Source organism: Cohnella sp. SGD-V74 (assembly GCF_003001675.1).
GTDB lineage: Bacteria > Bacillota > Bacilli > Paenibacillales > Paenibacillaceae > Cohnella.
The window spans coordinates 59,445-75,752 of record NZ_PVYW01000009.1 but is presented as its reverse complement, the minus strand read 5'-3'; the positions used below and the strand labels follow the sequence as shown (position 1 = coordinate 75,752).

Here is a 16,308-nt window from a genome sequence, read left to right as displayed (position 1 = left end):
CGAAAATTGTTGATCTCGACAATCACAATTTTACCAGAAAAATGGTCGTCTTTTTGCTGGTTCTGCCCGTTGGGGTGGATTTTTTTACAAATAGTTATTTATCGCTCTTAACCCTTTGTTTTCTCGCCTTTTTGGGGAAAGATGATTTTCGCCTATCTCTCAGCCCTTATCCCTCAAGGCTTCCCGAACATCGCAATTAGCTCTTAATTAAATCGTTGCTTGACTTCTCCCCCTCTTCCTCGTGATTTTCCATCTCCGCCAGCGCCGCTTGGCTTCTCAGCTCCCCTCTCCTAGTTTAGTTTCCTCCACGGCCACTGAGCTTCTCCGCTATCCCTCCGCTTTCATTATCTCGACCATCGATCGGCTTGCTTCCGTCACTTTCCGCTTTCCATCTCTCCGCGCTGACACGTGCCGCACATCAAATCAACTTCAAACCAACTTCATCAAAAGCTGCAGCGACTTCTCCGTAATGTGAAACTCATAGCAGCGCTTGGGACCTCCTCCAACAGAGCAAACGAGCTCCTTCTTTTGCATTTCCCAGATGATCTTTCTGCACGTTTCTCTCCCCAGCAACAGCCATTCGCTCACATCTCCCAAGCGAAACGTTTGCCCCCTCAACCATGCGCATCTTAGCACCTCTCGTTCGTACACGGGAAGTTTCATCAAACCGGTGCCTTCCTTCGTGCCCAGTTTCCCCAGCAACTCATATAAGCTGCGTTGACTTTCTTCCGGCCTTTTCTCCAGTTCATCCCGACTGTACGGGAAATAGATGAACAGGTTCACGGCAACCGAGCGTGCCCGCGCCCTCTCGAACGAGAAGCGATCGCGCGTAACTTTCTCCGCATGCGTAATAAAGTGATCTTCTTCGACAATTAGACGCAACGACGGCAAACCGACATCTCCAAAAATCTTTACTCCCGAAGGCCCCGTCATCTCGTACTCCAGCACCATGCCGTCGCTCTTCCCGAATACCGGAAGCAGCAGATTTTTCATAAGCAGCTTCGTCCCCGTCAAATTCCGGTTCAACATCTCGCTTCGTTGTCCTGTTGCGGCCGCTTTTTGCACCTCAAGTAACTTTTCGAATTCTTCTTCAAATCTCTCCACGCCAAATCACTCTCCTCAGAAAATTGAACGCAAGAAATAAAAAAACGCCGCTTACTCCACTGCGGGAGAAAACGGCGTGTGCTTCACGCTTAAATAGAAATATAAATTTCCATAATATAACACAAACCATTCGAAAATAGCAAACCTAATTGCATAAAATTCGAATCGTAAAATCTTCGCATCTGGTGCTCAGAGAGCTGGGGGCCACGTTAGTCGATTTCTTAGAACATCGCCTCGCCAACCCGGCCTTTTCCGGCCACGTTAGTCGATTTCTTAGAACATCTCCTCGCCAAACCCGCCTTTTCCGGACACGTTAGTCGATTTTCTAGAACATCGCCTCGCCAACCCGGCCTTTTCCGGCCACGTTAGTCGATTTCTTAGAATATCGCCTCGCCAGCCGAGCCTTCTCCGGCCACGTTAGTCGATTTTCTAGAACATCGCCTCGCCAAACCCGCCTTCTCCGGCCACGTTAGTCGATTTCTTAGAATATCGCCTCGCCAGCCGAGCCTTCTCCGGCCACGTTAGTCGATTTTCTAGAACATCGCCTCGCGAAAGGCGGCGCCGATCATGCCCGCTTACCGAATATATATTTTCCCGCTGCCCTTGCAAGCCGCGCAAGTCTCGTAGAAATATTTCATCGCGTTCTCCCGCGCTTTCTTCCGCGTAAGCTCCATCAGCCCGAGCCGCGTCCAGCCGACGACCTGGCATTTCGTGCGGTCGCGTTTGATGCGCGTCTCCAGCCGCTGCGCGATCTGGTGGCGATGCTCCTCGATCTCCATATCGATAAAATCGATAATGATGATGCCCCCGACGTCGCGCAGCCTGAGCAGCCGAGCCACCTCATCGGCGGCTTCCCCGTTCGTCTGGAACACCGTCTCCTCCAGATCGACCGAGCCGGTATACTTGCCGGTGTTCACGTCGATGACGGTGAGCGCTTCGGTCTGCTCCCAGACGAGATAGCCGCCGCTCGGCAGCCAGATTCTCGATTGGAAAGCTTTGTCGAGCTGCTCCTTGATGCCGAACTTCTCGAACAGCGGCTTAGATTCCCGATACAGCTGAACCCGCCCTTCAAGAGCGGGCGCCGTCTGGCGCAAATAAGACTTCGCTTCCTCCGCTCTGGCCTCGTCGTCCACGAACAATTGCTCCGTGTCCGGGGTAATCACGTCCCTGACCATCCGACCCACGAGCCCGGTATCCCTGTGCAGCTCAAGCGGCGCTCTCGCATGCTTGCTGCGCTCGAGGATGCTCCGCCATACCCGGCGCAAGCCGTGCAAGTCTTCCTCCAGCGCCTCCCGGCTCTCGCCTTCCGCGTTCGTCCGGAGAATGACGCCTTCCGTCCCTTCGCGGACCGCTTCGGCCAAGCCCTTCAGCCGGCTTCGCTCCTGCTCCTGCTCGATTTTCTTCGATATGCCTATATAATCCGCATCCGGCATGTACACGAGCCATCGTCCGGGAATCGAATAGTGCGTCGTCACGCGAGCGCCTTTGCCTCCGAGCGGCTCCTTCATGACCTGAACGAGCAGCTCGTCCCCCGGCTTCAGCAGGTCGCCGATCGGCGGCTTCTCCTTCGGCTGCTTGTCCAGGTGCGGATGCAGGACGTCATCTACGTATAGAAAAGCGTTCTTGGACAAGCCGATATCGACGAATGCGGCCTGCATGCCGGGCAGAACGTTGACGACCCGCCCCTTGTACAGGTTGCCGATCAGCGAAGCGCCTTCCGTCCGCTCTACGGCGAATTCCGTCAGAACCCCGTCTTCCAGCAACGCCGATTGTGTTACCTGATTCGAACAATGGATAAACAGCTGCTTCATGCCAACCTCCTTGTCGGGAACCTATTTTCCCAACCCGCGAACTCACTCCTTTTATTCTACATGAAAAACCTCAAATCCGCATGCCCCGATGTCAGACGACCGAGAAATCCGTCGATGATCGCCTTTTCCGGAACGACGCCGACGATCTTCCCCTGCTTCATCACATAGACCAGATGGTACTGTTCCTTCATATATAGCTTCAAAATCCGGGTAAGCGGGCGATTCTCGGAAATGACGATCGGCATCGACAGCTTCCCCTTGTCGAAATGCTCCTCGGCCCTCTCGCTGCGATGTACGAGGAAACGCAGGAAGACGAACGGAACGTTGCGAAAATAAGTCCAATTGGACGCGCATAGAAAAAGACCGACGGCCAGCAGGTTCAGATGCAGCAATCCGCCCTGGGCGAGAGGATAGACCGCTGCCGCGACCATCAATCCGCTGAACGCCATACTGATTTTGGCGCTCCACATCAGCGTTCGATGGTAAGGGATTCGCAGGCTGAGCCACGATTGCAGCATCCGTCCGCCGTCGAGCGGCAATACAGGCAGCAAATTAAAAAGGGCGATCAGCGCGTTCGCACGCACGAAATCGTCCGACCAGGCTTCGTCGATCCAGCCCGCGTAGCCGAGCAGCAGTCCGATCGCCGCCAGCACGGCGTTCTGGGCCGGACCGGCCAAGGCTACCCACAGCTCCTCGCGAACGGGAACCGAACCCGCGTCTTCGACCTCCACCACTCCGCCGAACGGCAGCAGCTTGACCTCCCTCACCTTCCAGCCGAACCGCAAAGCGGCCAGCAGATGCCCGAGCTCGTGCCACAGCACGATGAAAAACAAGACGAGAAGCTCGGCAAAATGGCCGGTCGCGACCGAGGCGATCATAATCAGCACGAAAAGCGGGTGCAGCCGGAAAGCGATCCCCTTCCATTTAATCAAAGCCGACCACTTCCGACGGATCGACTACGATGCCGTCGTGCTGCACCGCGAAATAGAGCACCGCTTCGGATTGCCCGTTCGCGGCGGGTCCGAGCCGGCCTATCGTTTGTCCCGTTTCGACCCAATCGTTCGGCTGCACGCTGGCCGATTCCAGCCCCCCGTACACCGTCAACACGCGATTCTGATGCTGCACGAGCACCGTCACGCCGCCGTTATCGTCCCGGGTGACCTGCTGCACTTTGCCTGTATAGACGGAGAACACTTCGCTGTCGCCTTTCGCGGCCACGCGCACCCCTTTGCCGTTCTCCGAGAACGGCTGAACGACCGTCCCCCGGATCGGGGCCGACGTGACCGACGGGTCGAGCAGCGCCGCTACCTCTCGCGTCTCGGGCTCCCCGCGGCCGAGCGTCAGGAAAGAAGGAGAGCCTCCGAACGTATCTCCGTACCAAGCTTCGATCGCGCGGAAATCCATATCCCGCGTCACCGAGCCGACCATCCATTCTCTGGCTGACGAGCTTCCGGGCAGCTCCAGCTTCATCCAGCCCCAGAAGCCGGCGAAGACGACCGAGGCGATGAGCAGCCTGACGCCGATGCCGCGAAGCAAGCGCCCCGGACCTGTTCCCTCCCGGGAACCCCCTCCGCCGGGCGCCGAGGTCGGAGGAATGCCCTTAAGCCCTTCCCATCCGGGAGCTCGTCCCGTTTTCAGCCGTTTCTCCCGCTCTCTCCACCACAGTTCGGGGTCCGGATCGGACGGCGAAGCTTCCGGGCGCGCGAGCTCCTTCTTCGGCTCGGAACGCGGCAATTCGAACGCGGGGGGAGAATACGCCTCCTCCCGAACGTTTGCCGGCGCCGGCGAGATGCCTTGCCCCGTCGACTCCGTCTCCTTGCCCTTAGGTTCCGCCGACTGCTCGGCTATCCGGGTTTGCGCCGACTGCCGCTCCACGAGCCGGGCAATTATCTCCCGTCTCCGCTCGCGCACATTGTCCCGTATTTGCATCGCCAGCCCCTCCCTTGTCCTCTTTTCTCTTATTACCTTATGGCGGACAAGGAGGGAATAGACCTTGCGGGGCGAGGGAGAACGGCGATGGGCGTCCCGCTGGAACCGACTTGGGGTTAGCCGAAAAAAACGGCGAAGAGCCGTCCCCTCAGCCATCCATAGGAGGACTGGGGAACGGCCCTGTCGGCCGATCGAGCGAACTCGTTCGTCACTGATCCATCTGATATTTCTCTTGATGCGCTTTAATGCTGAAAATAAGCCCGATCGACAGCATGTTGAGCAGCAGCGAAGTGCCGCCGTAGCTGATGAAAGGCAGCGTGATGCCGGTAATCGGCATGACGCCGAGCATCATTCCGATGTTCTGGAAAATCTGAAACACCATCATCGTCGCGATGCCGATAATGATGAACGAGCCTCGTCGGTCGTAAGATTGATAAGCGATCAGAATCATCCTGTAGATGAACAGGAAGTACAGCAGGAGCAGCAGCGCCGCGCCCTGAAAACCGAATTCCTCGCCGATGACGACGAAGATCGAATCCGAATACGTATACGGAATAAACTTCCGGTTTTTGGAATCGCCCTGCAGGTAGCCGTCGCCGGCCAGCCCTCCGGAGCCGATCGCGATCATCGCGTATTCCGACTGGCGCCTGGCGTCCGCCGACGCTTCTTCCGGATGGATGTACGTATTGATTCTCTCGTACCAGTGCCCGAGCTTGCGGTCGTTCAAGTAGCTCTCGATCTCGGCGTTGTAAGAATTGAACAGCGTCACGAACAGCAGCAGTCCGCCGACGACGGCGGCGAGGCCCATCATGACATACGAATATCTGACGTTGCCGATCCAGAGCATGCCCAGCACAATGAAGATATAGATCATCGCGTTGCCCAGATCCGGCTGAAGCATGACGAGAACAAACGGAACGAAAGCGACAATCGCTACCGCCATGACGTCGGTGCGCATTCGCAGCGGATCGCCCTGCCGCCTTCCCATAATCGCCGCGATCGCGATAATGAGGAACAGCTTCATGATCTCCGCCGGCTGGAATGACACCTCTCCGAATTCAAACCAGCTGCGCGCGCCGTTCTTCGGTTCGACCAGCACGAAGATCAGCATGAGCATAATGATGCCGATCGCGTACCAGACGTACCAGATTTTGAGGATAAGACGATAATCGATCAATGTGGACAGAATGACGACGCCGAACCCGATCCCGTAGAAAATCAACGTTTTAATGTCGTGATTGACGTAAGCGGGGTTGTTGTAAGTCGCGCTTCGCACGGCGATCGTGCTGATTCCCATGAACATCAAGAGAATCGCCAGCATCATCCAGTCCATTTTTTTCAATCGGTTAAGCAAGCCCGATCATCCCATTCCAAGAAACTTCTTTACTTTGCTGAACATGCCCGACTTCTCGTCAAGATGAGCTAACGGAACCGTCTCCCCCAAAATGCGCCGCGCGATGTTCCGATAGGCGATCGCCGCCCGGGAATTGACGTTCATCACCGTAGGCTCTCCGGAATGCGCGGCCTTGATGACCGATTCGTCGTCCGGCACGATGCCGATCAGATCGATGGCGAGCACTTGGCAAATGTCATCCACCTCAAGCATATCCCCGCTGCGAACGAGACCCGGACGTATGCGGTTGATGACCAGCTTGGGCGAGGGGAAGTTGCTCTTCTCCAGCAGCCCGATGACGCGATCCGCGTCGCGGACGGCGGCGTTCTCCGGCGTCGTCACGACGATCGCCTGGGAAGCGCCTGCGATGGCGTTGCGGAAGCCCTGCTCGATTCCGGCCGGGCAATCGATAATGATATAGTCGAAATCCGGCTTCAAGCTCTCGATGATCTGCCGAACCTGCTCCGGAGAAATGTCGTTCTTGTCCTTCGTCTGCGCCGCCGGAAGCATATACAGCTCGTCGAAGCGCTTATCCTTGATCAAGGCCTGATTCACCCGGCAGCGCCCTTCGGCCACGTCGATCAAGTCGTAGACGATGCGGTTTTCGAGTCCCATGACCACGTCCAGATTGCGCAAGCCGATATCGGTATCCACCATGCACACTTTCTGTCCCAGCATCGCCAACGCGGTGCCGAGATTAGCCGACGTCGTCGTTTTGCCGACTCCGCCTTTGCCCGATGTGACAACGATCGCTTCTCCCATGATCCTTACACTCCTTTGAACAGCATGACTTCTTTACGCTGGCGTCCAAGGCTGGTCAGCTTGTCTATGGCCATCTTTCCTTCGCGCAAAAACGCGTATTCCATCCAGGGCTCGGCGGACGTCCATTCGTCGGGGGGCCGGCTGATCACGTCGGCGATGCGCAGCTGGGTCGGTCTCATGAGCGAGGCGGCGATGATCGCCTCCTCGTTGCCCTGCGTCCCCGCATGCACGCTTCCCCGGAGCGCTCCGAGCACGTAGACGTCGCCGCTGCAACGGATCGTGCCGCCGGGATTGACGTCGCCGATCAGCAGCATATGCCCGTCATACTCGACCGTCTGTCCCGATCTGACCATGCCGATCATCGTATGCAGCTGAGGAACCTCCTTGGCGTCGGGATCGACTTCCGGCGGATCGCTCTCGATCGACTGGATGAGCAGGTTGCCCTGCTTGCGGAAGATCGCCTTGATCCGCTCCTTGTCCTCTTCGTTCAACTGCCTTGCGCCAAGCTTTATGAAAATATGCACGATCGGCCCGTTAAATTGCTGAACGTGCTTGTCCAATTTCGCGCTTAACTCGTCCAGCAGCTCGACGAAATCGCACTGGTCGTCCAGCAGAAAGACGAGCCCTTCTTTGACGCCCTTAATGGTAATGATAGTTTTGCCCGTCACGATGCCCGCTCCTCCCTACGCTAATTGAAATTCGGCTTCGCGAAGCCGAATTCCTGCCTGCCGGGTTAACATCGTCCTATTCCGGATTGTCTTCTCCCGGGGAAAGCGAAGCTTTAACCAAGTAACGACGTACGGGAACGTACAGCAGAAGCGCGATCAAAAGCTGAAGGAGCGCGGTCGGCGCCACCTGCCAGTAGAAGACGTGGGCAAACTGCAAATCCGTCAGGCGAAATAGATTGTAGATCGAGTAGACGATGGAATCGAGCAGCAGCCCGAACACCAGGACCGCCCAAGAGAATAGGCTGATCGTATAGCTCTTGTACTCCGAGAGCAGACCCGCGAGATACCCGATCAAGCCCATGCCGAAGCCGTAAGGCCCGATGAGGTGGCCGTAGGCCAGCATGTCTTGAAGCAGTCCGAAGCCGAGCCCGAACAGGAACGCGGGATGGCGTCCCGCGTAGCCCGCTACGAAGATCGTCAGGATGAACGTCAGATGAGGCAGCAGCCTGTCGCTCCAGCCCGGCGGAATCAGCCAGGGCACGATCGCGTTCTCCGCGATCACGAGCACAAGCCCGAGCAGAATCGCCCAGTTAATGCGCATGCTCACGGCTCATCCACCTCTGGCACAACGATGACGAACACTTCCCGGAGATGGTCGAACTTGGCCGCCGGCTCGATCGTCGCCGTATACGTCAACCCGAAGTCGCCGACCTGGCTGCTCTTGACCGTGCCGATGATGATCCCTTTCGGGAACAAGCTGCCGAGTCCGGACGTAATGACCGTATCCCCGTCCACCGGCTTGTCTTTTTCCTCGATCTTGGACATGAGCAGCGTCTTCGTTTCCTCGTCGTATTCGATAATTCCGAAAGAGTCCGGTTTGCTGAGAAACGTGGCCGATACGGGCGAGCCCTTGGACGAGCTGGGATCCAGATTCGAGATCAGGGTGACGGTGGACGTGAAGTTTTTGACTTTGCTGACCAGCCCGACGAGTCCGTCGACCGTCCTTACGGCCATCTCGGGCTTGATTCCGTCCTTGCTGCCGAGATTGATCGTGATCGTTCTCTCGTAAGGATTGGACGTGCTTCCGACCACCTGGGCGATCAGATAGCGATAGTTGTCCATGTTCTTCTGTCTTTCGGTAAAATTGAGCTCTTCCTGCAGGCGCTTGTTCTCCGCTTCGAGCAGATTAAAGCGAATCTGATCCTGCGTATACTGGGCCACCGTCTGGCGGAGCTGCTCGTTCTCCTTATAGACGTCGGAAAGCCGGCCGAGATCGCGGAAAAAATCCGCGACCGCTCCGACCGGCCGGTAGAACACTCCTTGCACAGTCCCGAATGCGTCGTTGACGAATTTCTCCGGCCAAGTCAGCCGGTTTCTGCCGAACGTAAACCCCATGAGGGCGATAAACAAGATCAGCCCGATCATGAGAATAAACAAACGCTTATTGCGCATTAAGCGAAAGATCGCGCTCACCTGCTTTCCCGTCCTGTGAAATTATCGGCTGGATCGGGATGCTCCGCCTTTGGACTTGAACAGATGGATATTCTCGAGCGCGCGGCCGGTTCCGATCGCCACGCAGTCGAGCGGATGCTCCGCGACCAGCACGGGCATTCCCGTCTCGCGGGCGAGCATCTTGTCCAAATTGCGAAGCAGCGCTCCACCGCCGGTCAGTACGATGCCTCGGTCCATAATGTCCGCGGACAGCTCCGGAGGACATTTCTCGAGCGTCGCCTTGACCGCTTCAATGATCGAATTGACCGTATCGGACAACGCTTCCGTGATCTCGTCCGAAGTGATCGCGAGCGTCTTCGGCAGACCTGACACGAGGTCGCGGCCGCGAATTTCGATCGATTCCACTTTGTCGAGAGGCAGAGCAGAGCCGATCTCCATCTTGAGCTGCTCGGAAGTACGCTCGCCGATCATCAGATTGTAGAGACGCTTAATGTAAGCGATGATCGCATCGTCCATCTCGTCGCCCGCGATGCGGATCGACTTGCTCGTGACGATGCCTCCGAGGGAGATGACGGCGACTTCCGTCGTGCCGCCGCCGATGTCGACGACCATGCTTCCGGTCGGCTCCCACACCGGCAAGTCCGCGCCGATCGCCGCCGCGAACGGCTCCTCGATAATGTAAGCCTCCCGTGCTCCCGCCTGCTTCGTGGCGTCTTCCACGGCGCGCTTCTCGACGGCCGTAATGCCGGAAGGAACGCATACCATCACGTTCGGATGGCGCGGGAACATCGCCCGCGGCTTCTGCGCTTTGCGGATGAAATACTTGATCATAGTCGCCGTCGTCTCGAAATCCGCGATGACTCCGTCCTTCATCGGGCGAATGGCCACGATGTTGCCGGGCGTGCGCCCGATCATTTTTTTCGCGTCGGAACCTACCGCTTCAATTCTCTTTGTATCGGTACGCAGAGCAACCACGGACGGCTCTCTGACGACTATTCCTTTGCCTTTCATGTACACCAGCGTATTTGCGGTTCCGAGATCGATGCCCAGATCCCGCGTGAATCCTCCAACCATTCTGCTACCTCCTGCTATGACCGCGACTGCTAGGTTGACGCTCAGGCTGCGCTTCAGTCGTCGGGACAATCTTACTTATTATATTATATGCAGCCCATCTCCTTCAAACTAATAAAGCGACTGTCACCGATTACCAAATGGTCGAGAAGCTCGATGCCCAGCAATTGGCCCGCTTCTCCGAGTCGTCTCGTCAGTTGAAGGTCCTCGGCGCTCGGCGTCGGATCGCCGCTGGGATGGTTGTGCGCGCAAAGGATCGATGCGCTGCTGCGCCTGATGGCCGCCTTGAACACTTCCCTCGGATGAACGATGGACGCGTTCAGGCTGCCGATCGATAACGTCTGTCGGCCGATGACATGATTTTTGGTGTTGAGGAACAAGCATACGAAGTGTTCCTCCCGATAATGCCGCATCTCCTCCATGAGCAGATCGGCGGCATCCTGCGGACAGGTGATCTTGACCGTCTCAGGCAGCCTGGAACGGGCGATTCTTCGCCCGAGCTCGATGGAAGCCTGAAGCTGGAGCGCTTTGGCCGGACCGATTCCGCGAATGTGGATCAGATCCTCCCAGCCGCTCTCGGCCAGTTTTCTGAGTCCTCCGGATTCGTTCAGAATACGCTGGGCCAGATGAACCGCCGATTCGTTCGGTGTTCCCGTTCGCAGCAGAATGGCGAGCAGCTCGGCGTGGCTTAGCGCCTGCGCGCCGTGCTGCTGCATGCGCTCCCTCGGACGTTCTCCGGAAGGAAGCTCTCTCAGACGAAAAGATCTTTGCTCCATGCGTTAACCAGCTTTCGTAAGCCGCGTCGGCCGCGGAATTGGCTTCGTCGCTCAAGGAATCGTAATCTCGAATTGCTCCAGCAGCACCGCCAGAAGAGAGACGGGCAAGCCGACGACGTTGAAATAGTCTCCTTCGATCGACTCGACTAGCACGGAGCCGATCTCTTGAATGCCGTACGCTCCGGCTTTGTCCATGGGCTCCCCGGTCGCAACGTAGCGGGCAATCTGATCTTCCGACAGAGACCTCATCCGGACTTTCGTCACCCGGTGGGAAGTCGCCTCCTTGCCGTCGGACGCGCGGACGCAGGATACGCCCGTATAGACTTCGTGAACGTTGCCGGCGAGCTGCCGAAGCATGCGCGCGGCATCCTGTCCGTCTCTAGGTTTTCCCATGATCTGCCCGTTCAACACGACGATCGTATCGCTTCCCACGATAATAGACGATTCATCCGGCGATTCGGTTAAATCTTGCTTGACCGCAAGCGCCTTGCGCTTGCTCAGCTCCTCGACGATCTCGCGCGGAGACCAGGTCTCCGGCGTATTCTCGTCCGCGCCGCTGGGAATGATCCGCACCGGCAAGCCGAGCAGAGAAATCAATTCCTGCCTGCGGGGCGAAGAAGAAGCCAGCACGAGCACGGTTTGGGTCGGCGTAGCGGTCGACATCGGTTGCTTCTTCCTTTCGAATTGCATTTTACATTTTGCGATACAGCCAGATTGCTACGGCCGCGCCGATAACGCTGAGAAGGCTTAGCCGAACTTCGAGATTCAGGCTGTATTTGATCACGGCCAAATCCGCGGCCGGCGACCAACTGACTTCCAGCGCGCGGGTCAAAAAGGAGAGTCCCGGAACCTCCTTCAGCCAATTGGCGAGCAATGCGCCGGCCAACAGTCCCAGAAAGAGAAACAGCAGCAGAATCCATCCGTTTTTCTTCATTTTTCCCCGTCTCCCACCATTTTTTGACACCCGTCCTTTCATTATACGTCCCTCGGACAAGTCGCACAACGTATAAAACGAAAGACAGCCTGAGCGATGCAGGCTGTCCCGTTCTAAAGTCCCGATGACGCAATACGGAGCCCGGAAGGTTGTCCCGCACCAGAGGAATTTTCTGTCTCTCTTCGGGAAAAATTTCATGCTCATCCGTTCGAATCAAGCGCGGCCCGCAAGCGATGATCGGCCAGCAGCGCCTTCATTGCCGCCGTCTGCATGTTCCACAGCTGCTTGCGGGAAGGTTCCTTTGCGTACTCGGCCATGGCCGTTTCTCCCGCTTTCAAGGCTTGTGCGATCGCTGCCGCCTCGCCGGCGGCTTCGCTTCCCCAAGCTCCCTCGTAGGCCGCAGCCTTCCGCCAGCGCTGCTGCGCCGCTTGCCAATCCGCCAGCCGCTTGTCGCTAAGCGCCGAGGGCTGCCGCTCCTGCAAGCCCGCACCCGACACCCGGACGAGCTCGCGAATCATCGCCGCGCCCGCGTCGATGAACTCCGCTCCCTCCGCCGTCAGCGCCCCCGAACCGACCTTGAGCGCGGTGCCCCCTACCGGCTTGATGTATACCTCCAAACCGGTCATCTGCGCGGCCAGCAGCTCGGCCTCTTCCTTCGTCAGGGTGGCCGCCGCGTACACGCGGTATCCGTCGCTCGCATCCGTCCCCCACGAGTATCCTTTGCTTTGAAGCTGCCCTGCGGCAACTTCCATGCTCTCCTCGTTATTGAACACGCCGTATTGGAGCACGTAATACCGATCCGCCGCCACCTCGGTTATCGCCAGCGCGGAAGCTCCGCCGCTCTTGGGCGCCGTTGCCTCGGACGCGCCGCCTGCCGCCGACTCGCGCCCGCCCGCCGGCTCGGCGGAACCGGGCGCCGCGGAGGCTTGCGCCGGGACCGCGGCCGTTCCGCCCGCCGACTGGTTCGGAAACAGCGGCTCGCCCGTGAACAGTCCGAGCACCATATAACCGAACAGCACGCCCGTCGCAATCGCTCCCGCCACGGACAATACGACTCTGGTCCATGACGGCCCCCGCTCCCGGACGATCTCCGTCGTCGTAATCGCATCGTACCAGCCGTTGCCGGACCCGAACGTTTTCCCGTCCCCGTGTCCGTCTGCCGGGCCGTCTCCCGCTTCCGCCCGCTTGTCTTCCAGCCACTCCGATACGGTGATGTCCTGAAGGTCGTCGCGGTCCCTCCTCGGCTTCGGACGGGAAGAGAAGGCCTTGTCCGACAAGAGCGGCTCCTTGTTCGAATCGGACTTCCGAATAATTTCCTCCAGCGCGCGAATGTCGTCCTGGTAAGGGCTGTCCCACGCTTCGAACACTGCCGGCGCGGCAGGGAGCTCCTCCTTCGACGTCGGCGTAATGTCTATCGGCTCGGCCTGACGGGCCGCGGGCATCTCTATCGGCTTCTGCTTCGGCTTGACCGGAGGCTCGAAACGAATGGTCATTCTCGCGTTGGATGGCATCTGCGTCTCTCCTTGTCCCTTAATCTATGAAATAGAATATGAGAGACAAGAGAGAAATATGAACGAAAAACCGCCCGGGAGCCATCGTTCCCGGACGGTTATCGTTTATTCGGATTCGCGTTCCTTGAGCAGCTTCGACAGCTCGACGGCCGTCTTCCAGATGTCGCCGGCCCCCATCGTCAGCACGAGATCGCCCGGAGCGACCTTCCCGGCCAGAATGTCCCGCACCTCTTCCTTGGTCGGCACGTACGAGACGTTCGGATTGCTGTTCTCGGCAATCAATTCGACCAGCTTGCGCGAGTTGACGCCTTCGATTCTTTGTTCGCCCGCCGGAGAATAAATGTCCGTAATGAACACCTCGTCGGCGCCTTCGAACGCCCTGCTGAACGCGTCGAGCAGGAAATACGTTCTCGTGTACCGCTGGGGCTGGAACACGGCGATAATCCGCTTGCCGGTCGCTTTCGCAGCCTGAATCGTCGCCTGGATCTCCGTCGGATGATGGGCGTAGTCGTCGATGACCAGCATGTCCTTCACTTCGCCAAGCACTTGAAACCGGCGCTTGGCGCCGCGGAATTCCTTGATCGCTTCCGCGATCGCCTGGAACGGGGCTCCCGCCTCCAGACATACGATAACGGTGGCCAGAGCGTTATATACGTTATGGCGTCCCGGAACGGACAGCGACACGCGGCCGAGCTCTTGGCCGCGATGGCTCACGTTGAACGAGACGCAGCGGTCGCCGAGCTCGATATCCGTCGCCTTGTAATCCGCGTCTCCGTCTTCCGTGCCGTACGTAACGATCCGTCTGTCCGTGACTTGGGGCAGCAGCTCACGAATATTTTCGTCGTCCGCGCAGACGACCGCGCAGCCGTCCGGCTTAATATTGCGCAGGAACGAAACGTAGGCCGCCTTCAATTTATTGAAATCGCCGTCGTAGTTCTCCAGATGGTCGGCTTCAATGTTCGTCACGACGCCCATCGCCGACTCGTATTGGAGGAAGGAGCCGTCGCTCTCGTCCGCTTCCGCCACGACGAACCGTCCCTTGCCCGCTTTCGCGTTCGTGCCGACGTTCACAATCTCCCCGCCGATAATGTAAGTCGGATCGAGATCGCAGTTCTCCATCACGAGAGCGATCATCGAAGAGGTCGTCGTCTTGCCGTGCGCGCCTGCCACCGCAATGCCCGTACGGGCGTTGAGAAGACGGGCCAGCATCTGGGCCCGGTGCAGAACGGGAATGTTGAGCTGCTCCGCTTCCTGGCGCTCGACGTTGTCCTTGGATAACGCCGTCGAATAGACGACGAGATCGGCTCCCCGGACGTTCTCCGGTTCATGGCCGATGTAGATTCTCGCTCCCTTGGCGGCCAGCTTGTCGGTCAATTCCTGGCTCACCACATCGGAGCCCGACACTTGATAGCCCATCTCCAGCATGACCCGGGCGATGGCGCTCATTCCGTAGCCTCCGATGCCGATAAAATGCACATGCTCTGCGGTTCGCAACAACGCTTCACCAGCCTTTTTCAGATTTCGTTCCTTGGAGCAGCCACGAACGGACGTCCGCGATCAGGTACAGCGTACCGGTTACCACGTTCAGCGTATTTCCGTCCCCGGCAGACGATGAAGCTTCCAACAGCAATTCCAACGCGCGCCGCCAATCCGGCTCGACGATCACGTTCGGCGAACGACCGAGTTCGGCCCCTACCCGCCGCGCTACGTCGGCGAGTTCGGCGGCGTTCATTTTTTTATGAAAATCAGGTTCCGTAATCACGAGCGTATCCACCAATGGTAGTATATGCCGCAACGAATGTTCATGATTCTTATTCGGCATCATCGCTATCATCGCGTTTAAACGATCATAAGCGTACACGTTCCGCAGAGCGCGATTCAGCGCCTCCATCCCTTCCGGATTGTGGGCTCCGTCGATCAGAATCCGCGGCTCGCGGGAGACCATCTCCAGCCTTCCGGGCCATTTCGTCTCCCTCAGACCGGCCTCCAGATGCTCGTCGTCGACGATCAGCGCGTAATACTGCCGCAGCACTTCAAGCGCCATGACCGCCGTCGCCGCGTTCGCGATCTGATGCTCTCCGCTCAGCGTAATCGTCAGCGAAGGAACGGCCCGGAACGGGCTGCGGAAAGAGAAGCTTTGCTCGCTCTCCGCTACCTCCAGCGCCTCGTAGACGAATTGTTCTCCCGCACGGTACAGGGTCGCCTGGCGCGCGCGCGCCGTCTCTTCGACGACCTGCACGACTTCCGGCTGGGATACCGCTGTGACGACGGGTACGCCCGACTTGATGATGCCCGCTTTCTCCCGGGCGATGTCCGTCAGCGTCGGGCCGAGCACGTCCATGTGATCGTGGCCGACGTTCGTGATGACGCTGATGACCGGCGTGACGATATTCGTCACGTCCAGACGCCCTCCCAGCCCGGTCTCCCAGACGACGTAATCGGGAAAAGTAACCGTGCCGTAATACAGCAGCGCCAGCGCGGTCGTCACCTCAAACATCGTGGGCGCGCCGAGCTCGCTTGCCGCCAGCTCGTCCGCCGCGGGCTTCAGCCGGTTCGCCAGCTTAACGAGCTGCTCGTCCTCGATGTCCCCTCCGTTATATTGCAGGCGGTTGGAATAAGACGTCAGGTACGGGGACGTAAACGTCCCCACGTCGTATCCGCTCTTCAGCAGCACGCTCGTCAAGTAGGCGCATACCGAGCCTTTGCCGTTCGTGCCCGCCACGTGAATGAATTTCAGGCGTCGTTCCGGATGGTTGAACCGTTCCATCAGCGCGCCGATTCGGTCCAAGCCGGGGCGAATGCCGAAAGCGGTCAACCCGGTTATCCACGCCATCGCTTCTTCCGCGGTGCGAAAGGCGGTCTCTTCGGCCCGTATGTCATTGTTCATGTTGCCTTGC

16 protein-coding genes are annotated in these 16,308 nt (G+C 58.2%); all 16 read right to left on the bottom strand.

Annotation, left to right across the window (positions count from 1 at the left end; translation table 11 throughout):
• Window positions 1–429: 429 nt before the first annotated feature.
• A complete protein-coding gene (locus tag B0G52_RS15065) occupies window positions 430–1,104 on the bottom strand; it encodes a hypothetical protein (protein ID WP_094045684.1) in 675 nt (224 codons plus the stop codon).
• Window positions 1,105–1,679: 575 nt separating this feature from the next.
• Entirely contained in the window at window positions 1,680–2,915 is a 1,236-nt protein-coding gene (locus B0G52_RS15060) for an Rne/Rng family ribonuclease (RefSeq protein ID WP_094045682.1), read from the bottom strand.
• 56 nt (window positions 2,916–2,971) lie between these two features.
• A complete protein-coding gene (locus B0G52_RS15055) occupies window positions 2,972–3,847 on the bottom strand; it encodes a M50 family metallopeptidase (protein WP_094045680.1) in 876 nt (291 codons plus the stop codon).
• On the bottom strand, window positions 3,840–4,844 hold the full coding sequence (locus B0G52_RS15050; RefSeq protein WP_158223720.1) for a M23 family metallopeptidase: 1,005 nt from the start codon (window positions 4,842–4,844) through the stop codon (window positions 3,840–3,842). Before B0G52_RS15050 ends, B0G52_RS15055 begins: the two co-directional genes overlap by 8 nt.
• 208 nt (window positions 4,845–5,052) lie before the next feature.
• A complete protein-coding gene (locus B0G52_RS15045) occupies window positions 5,053–6,198 on the bottom strand; it encodes an FtsW/RodA/SpoVE family cell cycle protein (protein ID WP_094045676.1) in 1,146 nt (381 codons plus the stop codon).
• Window positions 6,199–6,204: 6 nt separating this feature from the next.
• On the bottom strand, window positions 6,205–6,999 hold the full coding sequence (minD, locus tag B0G52_RS15040; protein WP_094045674.1) for a septum site-determining protein MinD: 795 nt from the start codon (window positions 6,997–6,999) through the stop codon (window positions 6,205–6,207).
• Between the two features lie 5 nt (window positions 7,000–7,004).
• Window positions 7,005–7,670 (bottom strand): septum site-determining protein MinC, encoded by a 666-nt coding sequence (locus B0G52_RS15035; RefSeq protein WP_369827071.1) that lies wholly within the window; start codon window positions 7,668–7,670, stop codon window positions 7,005–7,007.
• Window positions 7,671–7,743: 73 nt separating this feature from the next.
• Window positions 7,744–8,268: a rod shape-determining protein MreD gene (gene mreD, locus B0G52_RS15030; protein WP_094045670.1), complete on the bottom strand. Its 525-nt coding sequence runs from the start codon at window positions 8,266–8,268 to the stop codon at window positions 7,744–7,746.
• Window positions 8,269–8,270: 2 nt separating this feature from the next.
• Window positions 8,271–9,140, bottom strand: coding sequence for a rod shape-determining protein MreC (gene mreC, locus B0G52_RS15025; RefSeq protein WP_094045668.1), 870 nt, complete (start codon window positions 9,138–9,140; stop codon window positions 8,271–8,273).
• Between the two features lie 21 nt (window positions 9,141–9,161).
• Window positions 9,162–10,193: a rod shape-determining protein gene (locus B0G52_RS15020; RefSeq protein WP_094045666.1), complete on the bottom strand. Its 1,032-nt coding sequence runs from the start codon at window positions 10,191–10,193 to the stop codon at window positions 9,162–9,164.
• 83 nt (window positions 10,194–10,276) lie between these two features.
• A complete protein-coding gene (gene radC / locus B0G52_RS15015) occupies window positions 10,277–10,966 on the bottom strand; it encodes a RadC family protein (protein WP_094045664.1) in 690 nt (229 codons plus the stop codon).
• 51 nt (window positions 10,967–11,017) lie between these two features.
• Window positions 11,018–11,629, bottom strand: coding sequence for a Maf family protein (locus tag B0G52_RS15010; protein WP_094045662.1), 612 nt, complete (start codon window positions 11,627–11,629; stop codon window positions 11,018–11,020).
• 28 nt (window positions 11,630–11,657) lie between these two features.
• Window positions 11,658–11,900 carry a DUF4321 domain-containing protein gene (locus B0G52_RS15005; protein ID WP_094045660.1) on the bottom strand — a complete coding sequence of 81 codons (243 nt, stop codon included), beginning with the start codon at window positions 11,898–11,900 and terminating at the stop codon, window positions 11,658–11,660.
• A gap of 200 nt (window positions 11,901–12,100) precedes the next feature.
• Window positions 12,101–13,411 (bottom strand): SPOR domain-containing protein, encoded by a 1,311-nt coding sequence (locus tag B0G52_RS15000; RefSeq protein WP_094045658.1) that lies wholly within the window; start codon window positions 13,409–13,411, stop codon window positions 12,101–12,103.
• Window positions 13,412–13,516: 105 nt separating this feature from the next.
• On the bottom strand, window positions 13,517–14,908 hold the full coding sequence (gene murC, locus B0G52_RS14995; RefSeq protein WP_094045656.1) for a UDP-N-acetylmuramate--L-alanine ligase: 1,392 nt from the start codon (window positions 14,906–14,908) through the stop codon (window positions 13,517–13,519).
• Window positions 14,909–14,912: 4 nt separating this feature from the next.
• Window positions 14,913–16,298 (bottom strand): bifunctional folylpolyglutamate synthase/dihydrofolate synthase, encoded by a 1,386-nt coding sequence (locus B0G52_RS14990; RefSeq protein ID WP_094045654.1) that lies wholly within the window; start codon window positions 16,296–16,298, stop codon window positions 14,913–14,915.
• Window positions 16,299–16,308: the final 10 nt, after the last annotated feature.

Coding starts and splice junctions, on each gene's coding strand:
- radC (WP_094045664.1), bottom strand. CDS start 10,966: ATGGAGCAAAGATCTTTTCGTCTGAGAGAGCTTCCTTCCGGAGAACGT.
- B0G52_RS15060 (WP_094045682.1), bottom strand. CDS start 2,915: ATGAAGCAGCTGTTTATCCATTGTTCGAATCAGGTAACACAATCGGCG.
- B0G52_RS14990 (WP_094045654.1), bottom strand. CDS start 16,298: ATGAACAATGACATACGGGCCGAAGAGACCGCCTTTCGCACCGCGGAA.
- B0G52_RS15005 (WP_094045660.1), bottom strand. CDS start 11,900: ATGAAGAAAAACGGATGGATTCTGCTGCTGTTTCTCTTTCTGGGACTG.
- B0G52_RS15020 (WP_094045666.1), bottom strand. CDS start 10,193: ATGGTTGGAGGATTCACGCGGGATCTGGGCATCGATCTCGGAACCGCA.
- B0G52_RS15010 (WP_094045662.1), bottom strand. CDS start 11,629: ATGTCGACCGCTACGCCGACCCAAACCGTGCTCGTGCTGGCTTCTTCT.
- minD (WP_094045674.1), bottom strand. CDS start 6,999: ATGGGAGAAGCGATCGTTGTCACATCGGGCAAAGGCGGAGTCGGCAAA.
- B0G52_RS15000 (WP_094045658.1), bottom strand. CDS start 13,411: ATGCCATCCAACGCGAGAATGACCATTCGTTTCGAGCCTCCGGTCAAG.
- mreD (WP_094045670.1), bottom strand. CDS start 8,268: ATGCGCATTAACTGGGCGATTCTGCTCGGGCTTGTGCTCGTGATCGCG.
- B0G52_RS15050 (WP_158223720.1), bottom strand. CDS start 4,844: ATGCAAATACGGGACAATGTGCGCGAGCGGAGACGGGAGATAATTGCC.